The 21438-nt window shown below is 73.2% G+C and carries 10 protein-coding genes and 1 rRNA gene; 5 read left to right on the top strand and 6 right to left on the bottom strand.

Annotated features, from left to right (window positions below; genetic code table 11):
* Nucleotides 1–25: 25 nt before the first annotated feature.
* Both AB5J51_RS21830 and AB5J51_RS21825 read right to left on the bottom strand, forming a co-directional pair.
* Nucleotides 26–1550 (bottom strand): 16S ribosomal RNA (locus AB5J51_RS21830).
* Nucleotides 1551–2116: 566 nt separating this feature from the next.
* Complete coding sequence (locus tag AB5J51_RS21825; RefSeq protein WP_030292304.1) at nucleotides 2117–2653, bottom strand: MarR family winged helix-turn-helix transcriptional regulator; 537 nt, start codon at nucleotides 2651–2653, stop codon at nucleotides 2117–2119.
* 114 nt (nucleotides 2654–2767) lie between these two features.
* On the opposite strand from AB5J51_RS21825, the gene AB5J51_RS21820 reads away from it, so the two are divergent.
* Nucleotides 2768–4063: an MFS transporter gene (locus AB5J51_RS21820; RefSeq protein WP_369778422.1), complete on the top strand. Its 1296-nt coding sequence runs from the start codon at nucleotides 2768–2770 to the stop codon at nucleotides 4061–4063.
* A gap of 68 nt (nucleotides 4064–4131) precedes the next feature.
* On the opposite strand, the gene AB5J51_RS21815 is transcribed toward AB5J51_RS21820, so the two are convergent.
* Together AB5J51_RS21815 and AB5J51_RS21810 are read right to left on the bottom strand one after the other, a co-directional pair.
* Nucleotides 4132–5907 (bottom strand): SpoIIE family protein phosphatase, encoded by a 1776-nt coding sequence (locus AB5J51_RS21815; protein ID WP_369780290.1) that lies wholly within the window; start codon nucleotides 5905–5907, stop codon nucleotides 4132–4134.
* Between the two features lie 157 nt (nucleotides 5908–6064).
* Nucleotides 6065–7483 (bottom strand): NAD(P)/FAD-dependent oxidoreductase, encoded by a 1419-nt coding sequence (locus AB5J51_RS21810; protein WP_133897597.1) that lies wholly within the window; start codon nucleotides 7481–7483, stop codon nucleotides 6065–6067.
* A 342-nt stretch (nucleotides 7484–7825) separates the two neighbouring features.
* Between AB5J51_RS21810 and AB5J51_RS21805 the strand changes: the two genes are divergently transcribed.
* Together AB5J51_RS21805 and AB5J51_RS21800 are read left to right on the top strand one after the other, a co-directional pair.
* Complete coding sequence (locus AB5J51_RS21805) at nucleotides 7826–8602, top strand: TetR/AcrR family transcriptional regulator (protein WP_030292309.1); 777 nt, start codon at nucleotides 7826–7828, stop codon at nucleotides 8600–8602.
* 261 nt (nucleotides 8603–8863) lie between these two features.
* Nucleotides 8864–10885: a sigma-70 family RNA polymerase sigma factor gene (locus AB5J51_RS21800; protein ID WP_369778420.1), complete on the top strand. Its 2022-nt coding sequence runs from the start codon at nucleotides 8864–8866 to the stop codon at nucleotides 10883–10885.
* Here AB5J51_RS21800 and AB5J51_RS21795 read toward each other — a convergent pair.
* Together AB5J51_RS21795 and AB5J51_RS21790 are read right to left on the bottom strand one after the other, a co-directional pair.
* Nucleotides 10872–14657, bottom strand: coding sequence for a BTAD domain-containing putative transcriptional regulator (locus tag AB5J51_RS21795; RefSeq protein ID WP_369778418.1), 3786 nt, complete (start codon nucleotides 14655–14657; stop codon nucleotides 10872–10874). The two genes, AB5J51_RS21800 and AB5J51_RS21795, sit on opposite strands and share 14 nt — an antisense overlap.
* 959 nt (nucleotides 14658–15616) lie before the next feature.
* Nucleotides 15617–17815 (bottom strand): asparagine synthase-related protein, encoded by a 2199-nt coding sequence (locus tag AB5J51_RS21790; RefSeq protein ID WP_369778416.1) that lies wholly within the window; start codon nucleotides 17813–17815, stop codon nucleotides 15617–15619.
* 650 nt (nucleotides 17816–18465) lie between these two features.
* Here AB5J51_RS21790 and AB5J51_RS21785 point away from each other — a divergent pair.
* Nucleotides 18466–20085, top strand: a complete 1620-nt coding sequence (locus tag AB5J51_RS21785; RefSeq protein ID WP_133897593.1) for a sporulation protein — start codon at nucleotides 18466–18468, stop codon at nucleotides 20083–20085.
* A gap of 49 nt (nucleotides 20086–20134) precedes the next feature.
* The gene (gene lhgO, locus AB5J51_RS21780; protein ID WP_053788257.1) at nucleotides 20135–21355 is read left to right on the top strand and encodes an L-2-hydroxyglutarate oxidase; all 1221 of its coding nucleotides are present in this window, start codon (nucleotides 20135–20137) and stop codon (nucleotides 21353–21355) included.
* Nucleotides 21356–21438 lie beyond the last annotated feature (83 nt).

Below are 21438 nucleotides of genomic sequence, written 5' to 3'. Positions count from 1 at the left end.
CTGCAATCGGTACTGTGCTCCTTAGAAAGGAGGTGATCCAGCCGCACCTTCCGGTACGGCTACCTTGTTACGACTTCGTCCCAATCGCCAGTCCCACCTTCGACAGCTCCCTCCCTTACGGGTTGGGCCACCGGCTTCGGGTGTTACCGACTTTCGTGACGTGACGGGCGGTGTGTACAAGGCCCGGGAACGTATTCACCGCAGCAATGCTGATCTGCGATTACTAGCGACTCCGACTTCATGGGGTCGAGTTGCAGACCCCAATCCGAACTGAGACCGGCTTTTTGAGATTCGCTCCACCTCACGGTATCGCAGCTCATTGTACCGGCCATTGTAGCACGTGTGCAGCCCAAGACATAAGGGGCATGATGACTTGACGTCGTCCCCACCTTCCTCCGAGTTGACCCCGGCGGTCTCCTGTGAGTCCCCATCACCCCGAAGGGCATGCTGGCAACACAGGACAAGGGTTGCGCTCGTTGCGGGACTTAACCCAACATCTCACGACACGAGCTGACGACAGCCATGCACCACCTGTATACCGACCACAAGGGGGGCACTATCTCTAATGCTTTCCGGTATATGTCAAGCCTTGGTAAGGTTCTTCGCGTTGCGTCGAATTAAGCCACATGCTCCGCCGCTTGTGCGGGCCCCCGTCAATTCCTTTGAGTTTTAGCCTTGCGGCCGTACTCCCCAGGCGGGGAACTTAATGCGTTAGCTGCGGCACCGACGACGTGGAATGTCGCCAACACCTAGTTCCCAACGTTTACGGCGTGGACTACCAGGGTATCTAATCCTGTTCGCTCCCCACGCTTTCGCTCCTCAGCGTCAGTAATGGCCCAGAGATCCGCCTTCGCCACCGGTGTTCCTCCTGATATCTGCGCATTTCACCGCTACACCAGGAATTCCGATCTCCCCTACCACACTCTAGCTAGCCCGTATCGAATGCAGACCCGAGGTTAAGCCTCGGGCTTTCACATCCGACGTGACAAGCCGCCTACGAGCTCTTTACGCCCAATAATTCCGGACAACGCTTGCGCCCTACGTATTACCGCGGCTGCTGGCACGTAGTTAGCCGGCGCTTCTTCTGCAGGTACCGTCACTTTCGCTTCTTCCCTGCTGAAAGAGGTTTACAACCCGAAGGCCGTCATCCCTCACGCGGCGTCGCTGCATCAGGCTTTCGCCCATTGTGCAATATTCCCCACTGCTGCCTCCCGTAGGAGTCTGGGCCGTGTCTCAGTCCCAGTGTGGCCGGTCGCCCTCTCAGGCCGGCTACCCGTCGTCGCCTTGGTGGGCCATTACCCCACCAACAAGCTGATAGGCCGCGGGCTCATCCTTCACCGCCGGAGCTTTCAACCCCCGCCCATGCAGGCAGGAGTATTATCCGGTATTAGACCCCGTTTCCAGGGCTTGTCCCAGAGTGAAGGGCAGATTGCCCACGTGTTACTCACCCGTTCGCCACTAATCCACCCCGAAGGGCTTCATCGTTCGACTTGCATGTGTTAAGCACGCCGCCAGCGTTCGTCCTGAGCCAGGATCAAACTCTCCATGAATGTTTACCGGTAATCCGGTGCACACACACGTTGAGCGGGCCAGTCATGGTCGGAATATGACCGACTGACCACTGCGTCCTCGCTGTGTTGTTGCCTGCAAGCATCACGGCGAACCGCGACCTCACAGGTCTTTTTCAAAGGAACCTCATCCACCGAAGTGGACGGGGTATCAACTTCTGGCGTTGATTTTTGGCACGCTGTTGAGTTCTCAAGGAACGGACGCTTCCTTTGTACTCACCCTCTCGGGCTTTCCTCCGGGCTTCGTTCTTCGTTTCCGACTCTATCAGACTCTTTCGGGCCTGACCCCCAGTCAGCGGGGTTTGTCTTCCGGGCTGTTGGGCCCTTCCGACTCCCTGAACTCTAGTGGATTTCCCGGTCGATTCATAATCGACCTTCGGAAATTAATTCGGGCATGCCGAATTGGTTCCCGGTGGGAGATCGTGCTGAGTTGGGTGCCGCAACGAGGCGGCGGGATTTGTCGTCGCCAAAACCTTCCGGCTCAGGGACAACTCGAAGAACCTTACGGACCCGCGGGGTCCGTGTCAACTCCGCAGCTGAAGGGCCCGTCAGCTCGGCGACTGGAGGTCCTCCACGCGGTCCAGGAGCCGGGTGAGCATGTCGCCCAGCACGCCGCGTTCCGCCGTGGAGAGGTCCTGGAGGAGGTCCTCCTCGAAGACCGTGGCCGCGCGCATGGCGTCGAGCCACTTGCTGCGGCCCTCGTCCGTGAGCTCCACGATCACGCGGACGCGGTTGGACTCGTCCCGCTCGCGCGTGACCAGGCCTTCCGCCGTCATGCGGTCGATCCGGTGGGTCATCGCCGCCGGCGTGAGGCCCAGCTGCTTCGCGAGCTCGCTCGGGCCCATCCGGTACGGGGCTCCGGAGATGACGAGGGCCTTGAGGACCTCCCACTCCGCGTTGCTGATGCCCAGGGCGGCGGTCTGGCGCCCGTACGCGACGTTCATGCGGCGGTTCAGCCGGCTCAGTGCCGAGACCACCTTCTCGACCTGGGGATCGAGGTCCTGGAACTCGCGCTGGTAGACGGCGATCTGCTCGTCGAGGCTCGGCTCATGGACGGGCGCAGTGCCGTCGGGGGTGTCACCCATGGTTCGAAGTATCGCATGGGCCCGTTGGCGTCTAACTCCTTCGATGTGTAGAGTTAAGGATCGAACTTTAGCTATGAAGTCTTCGGACTTCAGTTCTGCAAGGGCAGGTGAGAAGTGACCAAGGTGATGGGCGCTGCGATGCGGCGGATCCAGGCCGGCAACGCGTTGACCGCGTTCGGCATCGGCTTCACGGTTCCGTTCCTCTACATCTACGTGGCGCAGGTGCGAGGTCTGGGCTCCATGGCGGCCACGAGTGCGTTCGTGGCCTTCGCCGTGAGTGCCCTGGTCGCGCTGCCCCTCACCGGTCGGGTCATCGATCGCCGAGGTCCCGTCCCCGTGGTCGTCGGTGCGGCCGTCGCCGCGTCGGCAGGCGCGCTGTCTCTCGGGCTCTCGACGGGCATCGTGCCGATCCTGCTGTCCGCCCTGGCGCTCGGCGCCGGGCAGGCCGTCATGCAGCCGGCGCTGGCCACGATGATCGTGTGGTGCTCGACGCCGGCCACCCGGACGCGTGCCTTCGCCCTCCAGTTCTTCATGCAGAACCTGGGCCTGGGCATCGGCGGCCTCATCGGCGGCCAGATCGTCGACGAGAGCCGGCCCGGCAGCTTCACCCTGCTGTTCGGCATCGAGGCCGTGATGTTCCTGGTCCTGGCCGGGGTCATCCTCACCGTGCGGATGCCGCACGCGCCGAGCATCAAGGACGCCGTGCCGCGGGACGAGTCCCGGGCGGGCGGTGCGTGGAAGCGGCTGCTCGAGCACAGGGCCATGGTCAAGCTGCTGGTCCTGGGCTTCGTGATCTTCTTCGCCTGCTACGGGCAGTTCGAGTCCGGGCTCGCCGCCTTCGGTACCGAGGCCGCCGGGATCTCCCCGTCCACCCTCGGCTTCGCGCTGGCCGCCAACACCGGTGCAATCGTCGTGGCGCAGTTCGTCGTGCTGAAGCTGGTCGAGAAGCGCCGTCGGTCGCGCGTGATCGCGCTGGTCGGCCTGATCTGGGCCGTCGCGTGGGTCATCGCCGGGTTCTCGGGGCTGGGGCACGGCAGCGCGCTGATGGCCGCCGCCGCGTTCATCACGACGTACGCGCTCTTCGGCATCGGCGAGGCGATGCTGTCGCCGACCCTGGCCCCGCTCGTGGCCGACCTGGCGCCGGAGGGTTCGGTGGGTCAGTACAACTCCGCCTTCGCGCTGGTCAAGCAGATGGCGCTGGCTCTCGGGCCGCTGGGCGTGCCGCTCGGTGCGGGGGTGCCGATGCTCTACATCGGGGTGTTCGTCCTGGTCTCGCTGGGGATCGCGTGGCTGGCACTGCGGCTGGGCAAGCAGCTGAGCCCGGTGCAGGACAGGCCGTCGCTGCTGAAGGGCGAGGCGGTGCCGGCGGTGGCCGTGAAGGTCGCCGAGCCGGAGCGCGTGCCCGCGTAGGAGATACGCGCCCGCGGAGGAGAGGGGAGAAAGGCCCGGTCCGGGTGGACCGGGCCTTTCGCGTACCCCTACTTGTCCGGCAGGGCGAACTCGCACCAGACGGCCTTGCCGCCGCCCGGGGTGCGGCGGGAGCCCCAGGACGAGGCGATCGTCGCGATGATCGAGATGCCGCGGCCGGTCTCGTCGGCCGGTTCGGCGCGGCGGCGGCGCGGGAGGTGGTCGTCCCCGTCGGTGACCTCGATGATCAGGCGGCGGTCGGTGCGGCGCAGCCGCAGCCGCATGGGCGGCGTGCCGTGCTGGAGGGAGTTCGCGACGAGCTCGCTCGCGGCGAGGACGCCGAGGTCGCACAGTTCGACCGGGAAGCGCCAGGAGGCGAGGACTCCGGAGGCGAAGGCGCGGGCGCGCGGGGCGGCCTCGATGCCGCCGAGGAGTTCCAGGGCGGCGTTGTGGAAGAGCTCGGCATCGGCTCCGGTGCGGGCGGGCTGCTGGAGGACCATGACGGCGACGTCGTCGTCGTGGTCGGCGTCGACGCCGAGGGCGCGCATGAGGCGGTCGCAGATGACGGCGGGGGTGCCCTGGGCTCCGGAGAGGGCGCGTTCCAGGGCGGCGACGCCCTCGTCGATGTCCTCGCCGCGCCGTTCGACCAGGCCGTCGGTGTAGAGGACGGCGGTGGAGCCTGGGCCGAGGGCGATGGTGCCGGAGGTGTGCAGCCAGCCGCCGGTGCCGAGCGGCGGGCCGGTGGGGTCTGCGGCGCGGCGTACCGTGCCGTCCTCGTCGCGGACGAGGATCGGGAGGTGGCCGGCGGAGGCGTACGCGAGGAGGCCCTCGTTGGGGTCGTGGACGGCGTAGACGCAGGTGGCGATCTGGCTGGCGTCGATCTCGGCGGCGAGGCCGTCGAGGAGCTGGAGCACCTCGTGCGGGGGCAGGTCGAGTCGGGCGTAGGCGCGGACGGCGGTGCGCAGCTGGCCCATGACGGCGGCGGCGCGGACCCCGCGGCCCATGACGTCGCCGATGACGAGGGCGGTGCGGCCGGCGCCGAGGGTGATGACGTCGTACCAGTCGCCGCCGACGGCCGCTTCGGTGCCACCGGGCTGGTAGGTGGCGGCGATGCGTAGGTCGTCGGGCTGTTCGAGTTCCTGCGGGAGGAGGGAGCGCTGGAGGGTGACGGCGGCTTCGCGCTGGCGGCGCTCGCTGGCGCGCAGCCGTTCGACGGCTTCGGCGTGGTCGGTGACGTCGGCGAGGTGGATCAGGACCCCGGTGTGGTGGGGGTCGGCCCCGCCTTCGGTGTCGGCCTTGGGGAACTCGACGGGGGTGCAGGTGACCGTGTACGAGCTGGCGCCGCCGGGGGCGGTGCGGTTCTTGGCGGTACGGGGCTTGCCGCTGCGCTGGACCTGGTCGAGGAGCGGGAGGAGGCCGAGTTCGCCGAGTTCGGGGAGGGCGTCGTGGGCGGGTGCGCCGGTGGGGCGGGGGCCGAAGCCCGCGGTGTAGGCGTCGTTGACGTAGGCGACGCGGTGCTCGGGCCCGTGGACGAGGGCGACGAGGGCCGGGAGCCGGCCGAGGACCTCCCGTACGGAGAGCTCGTCGAGGGAGGGCACGGCGGCGAGGGCGCCGCTGCCGGTGCCCGATCGGCTGCCGGTGCCGGTTCCTGTGCCCGTCCCGCAGACCGTGGGGTCCGCGGGGTCGGCTGGGCAGCCGTCCGGCGCCGTTGCCGGGCGGGCGGCGGCGCCGCGGGCTGCCGGAACGGCGCCCTCACCCCGCTTGGCCTGTGCGGCGGCGTGTTCGGACCGTGCGGCGGCGCGGCGCTGCGTTCCGGGAAAACGGGCGCTCCAGCGCGTGAAGTTCACTGCGTTCAAGCCTCGTGGTGTCGCAAGTGGTCGCTGTGCTTCTCGTGGTCGGTCGCTGGCCGGTGTCGCTCGGTGGATGTCACGGTGCATGTCACTGTGTGCAGGGGTGAGCCCACCTATGGTCACACGTCCAGTGTGGCCGACCGCACTGACAACGTCAGCCCTGGCTGTCCTTCGGGGGGTTGGGGGCGGGCGGGGGCAGGGGGTGTCTGTGGCCGAGTCCGGCGGCGAGTTCGAATTCTGCCCTGGGGTGTTCGAGGGAGCCGAGGGAGACGATCTCACGCTTGAAGAGCCCCGAGAGGGTCCATTCGGCAAGCACGCGCATTTTGCGGTTGAACGTGGGGATCCGGCTGAGGTGGTAGGTGCGGTGCATCAGCCAGGCGGGGTAGGCCTTGAGCTTGCGGCCGTAGATGTGGGCGACGCCCTTGTGCAGGCCGAGGGAGGCCACGGAGCCCGCGTACTTGTGGGCGTATTCCGTCAGGAGTTCGCCGCGCAGGGAGGCCAGCAGGTTGTCGGCGAGGACCTTGGCCTGGCGGACGGCGTGCTGCGCGTTGGGGGCGCATTCGCGGCCCTCGTCTTCCGCGGTGATGTCGGGGACGGCGGCGGCGTCGCCGGCGGCCCAGGCGTGTTCGACGCCGTCGACGGTGAGGAAGGCGGTGCAGGCGAGGCGGCCGCGTTCGTTGCGGGGGAGGTCGGAGGCGGCGAGGACCGGGTGCGGTTTGACGCCGGCGGTCCACACGACGGTGCGGGTGGGGAAGCGGGCGCCGTCACTGAGGACGGCGACGCGGTTCTCGCAGGATTCGAGCCGGGTCTCGAGGCGGACGTCGATGTTCCGGCGGCGCAGTTCGCGGATCGTGTAGACGCCCAGTTCGGGGCCGACCTCGGGGAGGATGTGGTCGCTGGCCTCGACCAGCACCCACTTCATGTCCTCGGGTTTGACGTTGTGGTAGTAGCGGGCCGCGTAGCGGGCCATGTCCTCGAGTTCGCCGAGGGCCTCGACGCCCGCGTAGCCGCCGCCGACGAAGACGAAGGTGAGGGCGGCGTCGCGGAGGGCGGGGTCGCGGGTGGAGGAGGCGATGTCCATCTGTTCGATGACGTGGTTGCGCAGGCCGATGGCCTCTTCCACTGTCTTGAAGCCGATGGCGTAGTCGGCGAGTCCGGGGATGGGAAGGGCGCGGGAGATGGATCCGGGGGCGACTACGATTTCGTCGTACTCGAGCTCCTGGGCGCCGGTGCCCTCGTCGGCGGTGGCGAGGGTGCTGACGGTCGCGGTCCGCTTGGCGTGGTCGATGCGCTGGACCTCGCCGATGACGATGCGGCACTTGCCCAGGACACGGCGGAGCGGGACGACGACGTGGCGTGGGGAGATCGAGCCGGCAGCCGCCTCGGGGAGGAAGGGCTGGTACGTCATGTAGGGCTCGGGACTGACCACCGTGACCTCGGCTTCGCCGGCTCTGAGCTTTCGCTGGAGCCGGAGCGCCGTGTACATGCCGACGTAGCCCCCGCCGACGACGAGGATGCGCGTGCGGGGCGGGGTACCGGGGGCCGTGCCCCGGGAGTTAGCAGCCTTCACCATCCCATGACGCAACGTGGCCGGGAGTTTGTCCACAGGCCTGACACATTGTGTGACCGGAGGGGACGCCGGTACGGGGCTGTCGGACGGTCGGAGAAGGGGTGGAGTTCCGCAGGTCAGGGGGTGCGGAGGGGGTGATTCCGGCGGCTTGGATCGGAAAAGTGGTAGTGAATGCTCCGATCGGGCGGTGGTCCGTCCGGGGCTGCCTCTTCTGAATTGACTCTGGCTCAACTATGTTCGTATCTCGTCGAGGAGTAAGACCGGGGCCCACATGACCGTGGCCCACCTCGACACGAAGGCGGGGAGTGTCTCCGGGGGGAGACAAATGATTACCGGGGGATACATATGAACATTTCCGATTTCCATGGTTCTGCGACCGCACTCTCGGGTGAGAGCAACGGTCGCCTGATGACGGGCGGCACCACGCACGGCGTGGGTCGCTCCACGCCGCTGCGCGTCGACGCCCAGCGCAACCTCGAGCACGTGCTGCGCGCGGCGCGCGAGGTGTTCGGCGAGCTGGGCTACGGGGCTCCGATGGAGGACGTGGCGCGGCGCGCACGCGTCGGCGTCGGCACCGTGTACCGGCGGTTCCCGAGCAAGGACGTCCTGGTCCGCCGGATAGCCGAGGAAGAGACCGCCCGGCTGACCGAGCAGGCCAGGACCGCGCTGGGCCAGGAGGAGGAGCCGTGGCAGGCGCTGTCGCGCTTCCTGCGCACTTCCGTGGCCTCGGGCGCCGGGCGGCTGCTGCCGCCGCAGGTGCTGCGGGTCGGGTCGGCGAGCGAGGACGGCGTCGAGGACGCGGAGCAGGCGCGGGTGCCGCACCAGCGACAGGCCGGCGTGACCGGTACCGGGGCCCCCGAGCTGCGGGTCGTGGGTGCGCGGACTTCCGTCGAGGACGAGCCCTCGGAGGACGCGGGCGCGGGTGCGCTGCTCGAGGTGGTCGGCCGGCTGGTCGACCGCGCCCGGGAGGCCGGTGAGCTGCGCGGCGACGTCACGGTGGCCGATGTGCTGCTGGTGATAGCGACGGCCGCCCCGGCCCTGCCCGACGCGGCGCAGCAGGCGGCGGCTTCGTCCCGGCTGCTCGACATCCTGCTCGAAGGGCTGCGTTCCCGGACGGTCTGAGCCGTACGGGAAGAAGTCCGCGCGGAGGCCCTTGCCGAGGCCCTTGCAAGGGGTGCATGCGGCTGCCCGCTCCACCCGCCGACCCGTTCGTCGAACGCTCCCCCGAACGGCCGCTCACTCGAAAGAGTGAGGGCCGGGTACGGGGATTCACCGGGTGCTGCCCGGACGGGTGGATGGCGTGGAGACGGGTTCGGCGCGCGCCCCCCGTGTGACACGCTTGAACGGTGTACCGGGTGAGTGTGTCGGGCGGGGGCTTCCGCGATGGGCGTTGACGGTCGGGAAGAGCCGCTCGGTGGTGCCGGCGGGTTCGGCGGTGCCGGCGGCGACGTCGAGGCGGAGGACCCGGCCGTAGGCCAGGTCCCGGCGCAGCGCGAACCGCGCGGGAGGCATGCGGCGTCGAGGCACACCGGAGCCGAGCTGCCGACGTCCGACGGCGAGTTGGTCGCCCGGATGCGCGGGGGCGACGACGGTGCGTACGAGGAGCTGTTCCTCCGGCACGCCGATTCGGTACGGCGCTACGCGCGGACCTGCTGCCGCGACGGGCACACGGCCGAGGACCTGACCGCCGAGGTGTTCGCCCGGACGCTGCAGGCGGTACGGGGCGGGGCCGGGCCGGACCAGTCGGTGCGCGCGTATCTGCTGACCACCGTACGGCGAGTCGCGGCGGCCTGGGCGAAGACGTCCCGGCGGGAGCATCTCGTCGAGGACTTCGCGGTGTTCGCGGAGCAGGCGGCCGCGGGTGCCGAGGTCGGCGGCGGGCTGTCCGGTCTGTCCGGGGACGACACCCTCGAACTGGGCGCGGAAGTCCGGGCGATGCGCGAGGCGGAGCAGTCGCTGGCCATGCAGGCCTTCCGGAGCCTGCCCGAGCGGTGGCAGGCCGTGCTGTGGCACACCACCGTCGAGGACGCCTCGCCGAGTGCGATCGCACCGCTGTTCGGGCTGAGCGCGAACGCGACGGCGGTGCTGGCCAGCCGGGCCCGGGAGGGGCTCAAGCAGGCCTATCTGCAGGCGCATGTGAGCTCGGCGCTCAGTGCGGGCGGGGACTGCGCGCGTTACGCGGACCGGCTGGGCGCGTATGCCCGCGGCGGGCTGCGGATGCGGGCGGAGCGGGGGCTGCGCGGGCACTTGGAGGAGTGCGCGAAGTGCCGGCTGGCCGCCGGGGAGCTCAAGGACGTCAACGCGGGCATTCCCGCGCTGCTGCCCGTCGCGGTCATCGGGTGGTTCGCCGCCGGGTACGCGGCGAAGGCGGCCGGGGTCGTGGCCGGCGGGGCCGTTGCCGCCGGGGGCGCGGGCGCTGCCGCCGCGGCCTCGGGCGGTTCGACCGCCGGGGCGGGTGCCGGGGCCGCGGGAGCCGGGGCAGCCGGCGGGACCTCGGGGGCGGCGGCCGGGTCTGCCGGGGCCGGGGGCGGCGCCGGGGGTGCCGGGTCCGGGGTCGGGGGTGCGGTGGTGTCCGAGGGGCTCGGGCTGCCGGCCAAGGCCGCCATCGCCGCCGGGATCGCGGTCGCCGCGGCTGCCGGGGTGGTGTTCGCGCTGGCCGGTGACGATCCCGAGCCGGGAGCCGCGGCGCCGCCCGCGCCGAGTGTGGCGGCGCCCGCGGTGCCGCTGGTCCCGGCTCCGCGCCCCTCCTCGGCCCCGGAGCCGCCGGCCGCGCAGGGCTCTGTACCCTCCGCGCCGAGTGTGGCTCCGGCGTCGCCGACTCCGCCCGTGCCGAAGCCGAAGACCCCGGCCCCGCCGGTGTCCCGGGCGCCCTCCCCGAAGCCCTCGCCGAAGCCCTCGGCGACGCCGAGCCCCGTACCGAGCCGGAGCCCGGCGAGGCCGTCCCCGTCGCCGACCGAGCCGAAGCCGCCGCAGGGGTTCCGGCTGGCGGGGCTCGAACACGCCGCGTTCGGCGACCACAGCGGCCCCGAGCTGCAGACCTGGCGCAGCAGCTGGGTGTGGCAGCGGTGGGGGCTGCGGATCGGGGACAGGCGGTTCGCGCAGGGGATCACCGTGAACTCCCGTTCCTCGGTGGAGATCACCCTCAACCGGCAGTGCACGGCGTTCTCTGCGCGGGCCGGGGTGGACGACCTGTCGCTGTTCACCGACGGCACGGTGCGGTTCTCCGTGTACGCCGACGGGCAGCGGCTGTGGCGGTCGGGCACGCTCGGGTACGGGGATCCGGCCGCCGCCGTGGACGTCCCCCTGGCCGGGCGCAAGACGCTGCGGCTGGTGGTCGAGCAGGCCGGGCAGGGCAGCCTGCCGACCCTGGCGAGCTGGGCCGACGCCGTGATCAGCTGCCGGTGAGGAGGGTGACGACCTCGGCCGGGGAGAGCTCGGCGCCCGCCGCCGCCTCCTGCTCGTAGCGGTCGGGGCCCAGGACGGCGCGGGTGCCGTCCGGGAGTCCGCCGACGGCGGCCTGTTCCGGGACGGAGCGCGGGTGGCCCGCGCGCCAGGCGGTGGCCGCCGCGAGCACCCGTACGGCCTCGGCACTGCGCCCGGCGGCGGCCAGCAGTACGGCCGCGGTGTCGCAGAGCGAGGCGAGCACGCGCTCTGCGCAGTGTGCGGCGACGGCGGCGGCCAGGGTCGGCCCGAGCTTCGCGAGGCCGGCCTCCGGGCCATGCGCGCGGGCGGTGAGGACTGCGTCGATGTTGTCGAGCCCGGCGGTGAGCTGCGGGGGCGCTGCGATCATTTCGGACGCGGCGCGAGCCAGCTCGCACTCGGCCCGGGCCCGCCCGAGGTCCCCGCGGACGAGGGCGAGCAGCGCCGCGAGCATGCCGCCGTAGGCCCGTACGTCGTACACGCCGCCGTAGGGCTCGACTTCGCGGGCGACCTCGGCCAGCAGCTGCTCGGCGCCGTCGAAGTCGCCTGAGCAGAAGGCCGACTCGGCGATCCGGGCGATGGCGAAGGGCACCTCGGTGTGGGCGCCGACCTCGCGGGCGAGGCGCAGGCACTCCTCGTACTCGGCGCGGGCCCAGTCGTACCGGCCGCGGGAGAGCGCGACCTCGCCGGCAGCGCTCGCCACCTGGGCACGGGTCCAGCGGTCGCCGACGCGGTCGGCGATCTCGTGCAGTTCGGCGAGGTCGGCGTCGACGGACGGCAGGCCGCCCGTGAGGTCGATGGTCACGTGGGTGCGGAGCATGAGGGTGATGCCCAGTTCCCAGTCGCCGGCGTGGCGGCGGCAGTTGTCGACCGTCTCGGCGAGCCCGTCGCGGACGTCTCGGGTGTCACCGGTGAGGAACGTGGTCATCGGCCAGAGCATGCCGGGGAAGCGGGCGGTTTCGGGGCCGGAGCCGCGGAAGACCTGCCGGATGCGGTCGGCGAGGGCGATGTTCTGCGGGGTGCGGAACTCCTCGGGCGCGTGGCCTTCGGCGAGGAGGAGGACGCGCAGCATCTGCGTGCGCATGAAGCGCCAGTACTCGGGGGTGCCCTCGGGCGGCTCGACGGGGTGGGACTCCAGGGCCCGGGCCGCCCATTCCGCGCCCTCGGTACGGTAGTTGCGCAGCCACCAGAACCAGCCGAGGGCGAGGACGAGGCGCAGGCCGGTCTCGGCGGCGTCCGTTTCGATGGTGTGCAGGAGCGCGGCGCGGAGGTTGTCGAGCTCGGTCTCGATGCGGCGGATCCAGGGGAGCTGGGCGGCGGAGCGCAGGAGGGGTTCGGCCTCCTCGGCGAGGTCCAGGAAGTGCGCGGCGTGGCGGTGGGCGGCGGCGCGGCGGTCGGGTGCGTGTGCGGCTGCGCGTTCGGTGGCGTACTCGTGGATGGTCTCGAGCAGGTGGTAGCGCATGCCGCTGCCGCCGACGCCCTGGCCGGGGGTGGCGATGACGAGGGACTTGTCGACGAGGGAGCCGAGGACGTCGGCGACGTCCAGGGCGGCGTCCGGGGTGCCGTACGGGGTGTCGTCCGCGCAGACGGCTTCCGCGGCGGGGAGGTCGCAGCCGCCGGCGAACACGGAAAGGCGGCGCAGGACGGTGCGCTCTTCGTCGTCCAGCAGGTCCCAGGACCAGTCGACGACGGCGCGCAGGGTCTGCTGGCGGGGCAGGACGGTACGGGCGCCGCTGGTCAGGAGCCGGAAGCGGTCGTCGAGGCGGTCGGCGATCTGGCGCGGGGTGAGCAGCCGAAGCCGGGCGGCGGCCAGCTCGATGGCGAGCGGCAGCCCGTCGAGGCGGGCGCAGATCTCGGCGACGGCGGCCGGGTCCTCGGCGGGGGTGAAGCCGGGGCGGACGGCGGCGGCGCGGTCGGCGAAGAGACGGTGTGCGGGGTCGGGCGGCAGGGGGTCGACGGGGCGGACCGTTTCGCCGGGCACGCCGAGGGGTTCGCGGCTGGTGGCCAGGATCCGGACGCCGGGGCAGTGGGTGAGGAGGCGCTCGGCGAGTTCGGCGGCGGCGCCGATGACGTGCTCGCAGTTGTCGAAGACGAGGAGCAGGCGGCGGTTCGCGCAGTGCTCGACGAGTTGGGCGGCGGGGTCGTCGGCGGCGGTCTTCTCACGGGCCACGAGCGTGTTCTCGCGCAGGCCGAGGGCGCTGAGGACCGCGCCGGGGACGGCGGCGGGGTGGTCGAGGCGGGCCAGTTCGACGAGCCAGCCGGGCTCGGGGTGGGCGGAGGCGGCGTGCTCGGCGAGCCGGGTCTTCCCGGAACCGCCGGGGCCGGTGAGGGTGACGAGACGGAGGCGGGCCAGGTCGGTGTGCAGGGCGGCCAGTTCGGGCTCGCGGCCGACGAAGGAGGTGAGCCGGGGGCGGAGGTTGCCGGTCGGCTCCGCGGGTGCCGCAGGGGGTGCGGGTGCCGCCGGGGGTGCGGGTGCCGCCGGGGGTGCGGGTGCCGCCGGGGGTGCGGGTGCCGCAGGGGGTGCGGGTGCCGCCGGGGGTGCGGGTGCCGCAGGGGGTGCCGGGGACACGGGTGCTGCGGGAGCCGTGGGGGTGGCTGCGGGCGCAGGGGATACCGGGTGCGCCGGGGGCGCGGGCGCTGCTGCGGGCCCGGGAGCTGCCGGGTGCGCCGGGGCCGCAGGTGGTGCTGCGGGGGCGGGGACGGGGGGTGCCGAATGCGCGGTTGCCGCCGCGGGTGCGGGATGCACGGAGGATGCGGGGTACGCCGGGAGCCCGGGAGCTGCCGGGGGCTCCGAGAGCCCGGGCGCGACTGCGGGCGCGGGGGGTACCGGGGGCGCCAGGGACGCAGGGGTGCTTGCGGGCGCGGGAGATACCGGATGCGCGGGAGACGCCGCGGGCGCGGGGGGTGCTGCATGCGCCTGGGGCTCGGGGGCGGGCGGCGCCAGGGGTGCGGGGGCGGCTGCGGGCGCAGGTGCCGGGGGCGCGGGGGTGTGTGGTGCCGGGGGCGGGGGCTGGAGTAGTTCCGCGTGCAGGGCGGTCAGTTCGGGGCCCGGGTCGGTGCCGAGGGTGTCGGCGAGGGTGCGGCGGGTGCGTTCGTACGCGGCGAGGGCGGCGGCGGGGCGGCCGGCCGCGCGCAGCGCGCGGAGCTGCTGGGCGCGCAGGGGCTCGTCGTACGGGTGCTCCTGGATCAGCGCCTCGATCTCCGGGAGGAGGGACGCCGGGTCGGTGGCGCCGCTGCGGAGCTCGGCGTCGATCCGGGCGCGGAGAGCGGCGGTCCGGTGCGCTTCGGGGGCGGCGGCGTGGGCGGTGCGGGCGGGCTCGGGAAGGTCGGCGAGGGCGGGGCCGCGCCAGAGGTCGAGGGCGGTGCGGAGGGTTCCGGCGGCGGTGGCGGGGTCGGCGGCCAGCTCCTGGGCGCCTTGGCGGGCGAGCCGGGTGAACCGGTGCAGGTCGATGTCGTCGCGGTCGGCGACGGCGAGGCCGTAGCCGCCGGCGGGGTGGGCGTGGACGGTGTGCCGGCCGCCGAGGGCCCGGCGGAGCCGGCCGACGAGGGCCTGCAGGGCGGCGGGGGCGTCCTGGGGCGGTTCGTCGCCCCAGACCTCGTCGACGAGGTCGGCGACGGAGGCGGTGCCGCTCCGCGCGCCGGCCGCGGCGCGGAGTGCGAGGGCGGTGAGGAGTGCGCGCAGGCGGGCGCCGCCGATGGGGAGGGGGGCGCCGGTCTCGTCACGGGCTTCGGTGACGCCGAGGATGAGATACCGCACCGGGCCCATTCTGCCCTGCGGTTGCCGCAGGTGCCGGGGAGTTTCGGCGCGGTCGACGGTGGGGGCGTCGGCGGGCCGGGGCCGGTTGCGCGGGGCGGGTTGCCCCGCGAGCAGGCCGGCGGCCGCCGTTGCCCGCGGGAGCCGCTGCGGGGCTGGGCGGTGGCGTCGGCGGGCCGGGGCCGGTTGCGCGACGCGGGGTGCCCCGCAGGGAGGGCCCGCAGCCGCCCCTGCCTGCCGGTCACGCTGCCGGATGCGGCCTGCGGGCCGTCCTCTCCACCGGTCAAGACGCCCTCGCCCTTGCCCTGTCCCGCCTGCCCGCAGTGACCGTCGCGGACAGCCACTGCACCAACCACCACGCCGACGACGGCCCGCTGCCCGCCCACCGGACGTCAGCGCATCGGACCCGTCGTAACCGGTGTCAACGACGGCAGCCAGGCCCGGTACCGACGGGCGGAAGGCGGGAAGGGCGGGCCGCCGGGCCTGCCTTGCCCGTGCCCCCGGGGCGGATCTTCTCGCTCCCGCTGGTACGTCACCCGCCCGCGGTGACCGACACCCACGACAACTCCCAGCCCACCCACCGGACGTCAGCGCATCGGACCCGTAGTAACCGGTGTCAATGACGGCGGCCAGGCCCGGTACCGACGGGCGGAAGGCGGGAAGGGCGGGCCGCCGGGCCTGCCTTGCCCGTGCCCCCGGGGCGGATCTTCTCGCTCCCGCTGGTACGTCACCCGCCCGCGGTGACCGACACCCACGACAACTCCCAGCCCACCCACCGGACGTCAACGCATCGGACCCGTAGTAACCGGTGTCAACGACGGCAGCCAGGCCCGGAACCGGCGGGCGGAAGGCGGGAAGGGCGGGCCGCCGGGCCTGCCTTGCCCGTGCCCCCGGGGCGGATCTTCTCGCTCCCGCGTCCGCCGATCCCGTCTCTTCGGCCGGGGGGTGAGGCTCAGGCGGACTTACGAGAGCGCCGGGCGGGGGATGGGGACGCCCTGCGGGACTGCTCGGCGGCGGGGGCTGGAGGTGCCCGTCCAGCACGTGCCCCGGCGGGCCAGGAGGCGGCCCAGCCACAGTTCCATCGAGACGAGCTCCGCGAGGCCGTCGAGGGGGACGGGGCGGCCCTCCGCCGCGTCCAGCAGAGCCTGTTGGACCACCCGGGCCTCGATCAGGCCGGCGTCCGCGAGGAGGGGGGACGCGAACAGGGCCAGGAGGGAGGTGAGGGCCGCGCGCAGGCCTACGCGGGTCGCCGTTTCGTTCGGGGTGTGGGCCGTGGCGCCCCAGCCCGGCGGGAGTTCGCGTACGCCCGCCGACGAGAGGACGCTGCGCAGGATCGCCGCCCGGGCGCCGGGCTGGACGCGCAGGGATTCGGGGAGCGCGCGGGCGGCCCGTACGACCTGGTTGTCCAGGAACGGGGCGTGCAGGCGCTGGCTGCGGACCTCCACGGCCTGTTCGAAGACCCGGTGGTCCGCCGCGTGGCGGGTCAGCGCCGCGCGGGCCCGGGCCTCGCCGGGGCGCAGGGAGAGGGGCGGGCGGCCGGCGGCGGTCGCGAGGCGGATCGATACTTCCGCCAGGGCTTCGCCGGTCAGCCAGCCCGCCGCCGGGCCCGGGCGGGACCAGGTCAGGGCGGCCAGCGAGGCGTCCACCGGGTTCGAGGCGCCCCCCTCGAGGGCGCCGTCGCGCAGCCGGGCCGCCGCCGCCTCCATGCCCGCCCGGTACGGCGTACGGGCGAGCCGGCGGGCCGCGGAGTAGACGGAGAACGGGACCAGGAGGGACAGGGCGGAGTCGCCCGGCGCCGAGCGGGCCAGGGCGGCGACCGGGCGCAGCAGGTGGCGGCGGCGACGGTCCATCAGGAGGTCGGCGAGCCGGGCCGGGTGGGCGTCGAAGACCTGGCGGGCGCCGTGTCCGACGAAGTGGTCGGCCGAGCCGGCCGCCAGCCGGCGCCGCTCGCGGGCGGCGGTGACGAGGGAGGGGCCGGGTTCGTCGGTGAGGGGGCCGTCGAGTTCCGCGTACGGGAGGGCTTCCTCGGCGGCGGCCACGACCACGTGGTGCAGCCGGGGGTTGGCGGCGATGGCGCGGGCGCGTTCGAGTTCGGGCTCGCGGCCCTGGGGGGTGGCCAGGTCGTTGAAGGTGACGGCGAGGAGGCGTTCGCCGGACTGCTTCATCACCGTGCCGGGCGCCCCGGGCAGGCCTGCCGCGAGCAGGGCGAGGGTCGCGGAGGCGCTGCCTCCGGAGAGGTCGGCGCCGACGCCGGGGACGGGCGCGGGTGCGCCCCGGGCGGCGCGCCGGTCGGCGGGTCCCATTCCGGGCACCGGGCCGGGGTCGTGGGGCGGCGTGTCGGGGGCATGCCGTGGTGCCGTGAGCCGGGCGCGCACCGCGTCCACCAATGCTTCCCGTACGCCCTCCACCGCGCGCTCGGGATCGGCCGCGGGCGCGGCCACCGCGAGGGAGGCCACCGGCTCGTATCCGGTGATCTCGCGCGAGCCCTCGCGCAGGATCAGCGCGTGCCCGGGCGGGATGCGCCGTACGCCGACGTACGGTGTGCCGTCGCCCAGTGCCTCCGGGCTGTCGGGGCAGGCCAGCAGGGCGGCGAGATGGCCGATGTCGAGCTGTGCCTCGATGAGGTCGGCGAGGGGCAGCGCGGCGGTGGCGTACGCGGTGCCGCCGGCCCAGGGCGTGTAGAACACGGGCCGCGCACCCGCGAGGTCGCCGACGACGGTGATCCGGCGGCCGGTCTGGACGACGGCGGTGTAGCTGCCGGACCACTGGGTGAGGTGGCGCAGGGCTCCGCCGCGGGCGGCGAGGAGCGCGCGCCGCAGCTCGGCGTCGGTGGCGCCGCAGCAGCCGAGGACGGCGAGGCGGGTGAAGGGGTCGGCGGGGTCGGCGGCGAGGGTGCGGATCTCGTCGGGGCGCCAGTCGCCGACGGCCCAGAGGGGGTCGGGGTCTCCCCAGAGGAGTTGGGCGCCCACGGGCACGACGGTGCGTTCGGCGTCCTGGGCGGCCGGGTCGTCCGGATGGTCTGCGTCCGCGATGCCGCCGCTGAGGGGTCCGTCGGGGCCGCCGCCCGCAGGTCCGCCGGAGCCGTGTCCGCCCTGGCCGGAGACCCGGCCGGCCGTGCCGAAGCTCGCGGCGATACTGCTCCACCCGACCAACCAGCGCACCGCCGCCTCCCCAGCCTGTGGGCAATTGACCGGGGCGTGAACGACATGGTCAGCGCAAAGGGCGCGGCCGACGGGACCCCGGGTGGCTCGGGGTCCATGCTGCCACGAGACAGGCGTGCAGGAGTGGCCGAGGAGGGCGCACGTGCAAACGAACACGCCCCGGCCACGCGGTATTTGGCGTTCCGTTCCCACCGCCCCATAGGTCGGTTTCGGCCATTCTTCGGCCGTACTGAGTGCCGTCGCACGCGCGGGGGCGCCCGACCGCAGCGGCGCGCGGGCGCGGTCCGGGAGACGGGATTCGCCCCCCGGACCGTTCCGCCACCCGCGGGGATTGAGGTAGCGGCATCCCCCGGCCCGCCGGATCCACGCAGCGGGCCGACCCACGCACGGCACATCGAATCGCCGGTCCCGGTGACCGGCCAGAGCGCACGGGCGGGCGCACGGCCACACGCACGGAGCACGGGAGAGCGCGTGCGCCCGCGGCGCTGGCCCCGGCCCGACTGTGCAGGCGGACAACAATCCCGCCATACGGAAGTCGGGGCCTTAACGCTTGGGAGGCGGGGAACTACGCTGGGTTTACGAAATGCCGGGCAACTATGCCTCGGCGGCGTATGCGTTGTGTGCGTTCCGCGTGTGACGAGGGGTGGCGCATGTCCAGGGAGCTCCGCGAGCCCAACGAGAAGCTCGGCGCCGTCCTCGCCCTCGCCGGCATCAGCAACGCCGGTCTGGCCCGGCGGGTCAACGACCTCGGCGCACAGCGCGGCCTGACGCTTCGCTACGACAAGACGTCGGTGGCCCGGTGGGTGTCGAAGGGGATGGTGCCGCAGGGCGCGGCCCCGCATCTGATCGCCGCCGCGATCGGCGCGAAGCTGGGGCGGCCGGTGCCGCTGCACGAGATCGGGCTGGCGGATGCGGACCCCGCGCCCGAGGTCGGCCTGGCCTTCCCGCGGGACGTGGGCGAGGCGGTGCGCTCGGCCACCGACCTCTACCGGCTCGACCTCGCCGGGCGCCGGGGCGGTGGCGGGATCTGGCAGTCGCTGGCCGGCTCGTTCTCCGTGTCCGCGTATGCGACGCCCGCCTCGCGCTGGCTGATATCTCCGGCGGACGGTTCGGTGGCGCGCGAGCCCGCCCCGCCCCGCGAGACCGTGGCGTCGCGCGAGCCGGTGGCGCACACGGCGCCCGCCGCCCCGGCCCCCGCACCGGCGCAGGGACCGACGGCCTCGCCGATGTCTTCGTCGCCGGTGTCGTCGTCTTCGTCAACGGGTCTGCCCGCGCAGTCTTCGGGTGAAACGCCGCACGCCCCGCCCGCAGCGGTGCCCGCCGCCGTCGTGGGGCTGTCGGACCCGGCGCCGCAGCGCGTGGGCCACAGCGATGTGACCAAGCTGCGCGAGGCGGCCGAGGACGCACGCCGCTGGGACTCCAAGTACGGCGGCGGGGACTGGCGTTCGTCGATGGTGCCCGAGTGCCTGCGCGTCGACGCGGCACCCCTGCTGCTCGGCTCGTACAGCGACGACGTGGGCCGCGCGCTGTTCGGCGCGACCGCCGAGCTGACCCGGCTGGCCGGGTGGATGGCCTTCGACACCGGCCAGCAGGAGGCGGCCCAGCGCTACTACATCCAGGCGCTGCGCCTGGCCCGCGCGGCAGCCGACGTTCCGCTGGGCGGGTACGTGCTGGCCTCGATGTCGTTGCAGGCGACGTACCGGGACTTCCCGGACGAGGGCGTGGACCTCGCGCAGGCGGCCGTGGAGCGCAACCGGGGGCTGGCCACGGCCCGCACCATGAGCTTCTTCCGGCTCGTCGAGGCGCGGGCGCACGCGAAGGCGGGCGATTCGGCGGCCGCCGGGGCGGCGCTGCGGGCGGCGGAGGGCTGGCTGGAGCGGGCGCGGGAGGGCGACCCGGATCCGACGTGGCTGGGTTTCTACTCGTACGACCGTTTCGCGGCGGATGCGGCGGAATGCTACCGGGACCTGAAACTGCCGCGTCAGGTGCGGCGCTTCACGGAGCAGGCGCTGTCGCGGCCGACGGAGGAGTACGTGCGCTCGCACGGGCTGCGGCTGGTGGTGAGCGCGGTCGCCGAGCTGGAGTCGGGCAACCTGGATGCGGCGTGCGCGGCCGGGACCCGGGCGGTGGAGGTCGCGGGCAGGATCTCCTCGGCGCGGACGACGGAGTACGTACGGGACCTGCTGCACCGGCTCGAGCCGTACGGGGACGAACCGCGCGTGGCGGAGCTGCGGGAGCGGGCACGGCCGCTGTTGGTGGCCCCCGCGTAGCCGCTTTGTCAGTGGTGGGGTGCAGTATGCAGGGGTGGGAGGTGGCAGCTTGGGCGGCGGCGTGGGCAGCGTGGGCAGGGTCGACTGCGATGTGCTGGTGATCGGCGGTGGCATCGTCGGCCTGTCGACGGCGCATGCCCTGGCGCAGCTGGCCCCGGGGACGCGGGTGGTGGTGCTGGAGAAGGAGTCCGGCCCGGCCCGCCATCAGACGGGCCGCAACAGCGGGGTGATCCACAGCGGGATCTACTACCGGCCGGGATCGCTCAAGGCCCGCTTCGCGGTGCGCGGGGCCGCCGAGATGGTGAAGTTCTGCGCCGAGCACGGGATCGACCACGAGGTCACCGGGAAGCTGATCGTCGCCACCGGGCGGGAGGAGCTGCCGCGGCTGCACGCGCTGGTGCAGCGGGGCCGGGAGAACGGCATCCCGGTGCGCGAGCTGGGCCCGGCGCAGATCTCGGAGTACGAGCCGGAGGTGCGCGGCCTGGCCGCGATCCATGTCGGCACCACCGGGATCGTGGACTACGGGCAGGTGGCGCAGCAGCTGGCGGAGTCCTCCGGGGCGCAGATCGTGTACGGCGGGGCGGTGGATCTGATCTCGCGGCGGGCGTCGGGGGTGGCGGTCCGCACCACGTCCGGGCTGGTGGTCCGCTCCCGTGTCCTGGTGAACTGCGCGGGCCTGCAGTGCGACCGGGTCGCACGGCTGGCCGGGGACGATCCCGGCATGCGGATCGTGCCGTTCCGTGGCGAGTACTACGACCTGGCGCGGCCCTCGCTGGTCCGCGGGCTGGTCTACCCGGTCCCGGATCCGGCGTTCCCCTTCCTCGGCGTGCACCTGACGCGGGGGATCGGCGGCGGGGTCCATGTCGGCCCGAACGCGGTGCCGGCGCTGGCGCGCGAAGGGTACGGGTGGGGCGTGGTCCGGCCGCGGGACGTCGCGGACGAGCTGGCCTGGCCGGGATCCTGGCGGATGGCCCGGCGGCACTGGCGGTACGGGGTGGGCGAGATCCACCGGTCGCTGTCGAAGCAGGCCTTCACCGAGGCGGTACGGCGGCTCCTGCCAGGGGTTTCGTCGGCGGACCTGACCCCGGCGGGGGCCGGGGTGCGGGCGCAGGCCGTCCTGCGGGACGGGACGCTGGTGGACGACTTCCTGATCCGGGACGCGCCGAGGACGGTGCACGTCCTGAACGCCCCGTCGCCGGCCGCGACGGCTTCGCTCCCGATCGGCCGCGAGATCGCCCGCCGCGCCCTGACCACCCTCCGGGCGTCCTGACCCCGGTCGGGGTCCGGGCAGCGGCGGTGGTGGGGGCGGGGTCGTAGAATCTGGGGATTGTGTCTGAGTCCCTCACCCCCCAG

This window comes from Streptomyces sp. R33 (assembly GCF_041200175.1).
Taxonomy (GTDB): domain Bacteria; phylum Actinomycetota; class Actinomycetes; order Streptomycetales; family Streptomycetaceae; genus Streptomyces; species Streptomyces katrae_B.
Note: the sequence above shows the minus strand (reverse complement) of the source record. Positions and strands in the feature narration are given on the sequence as shown.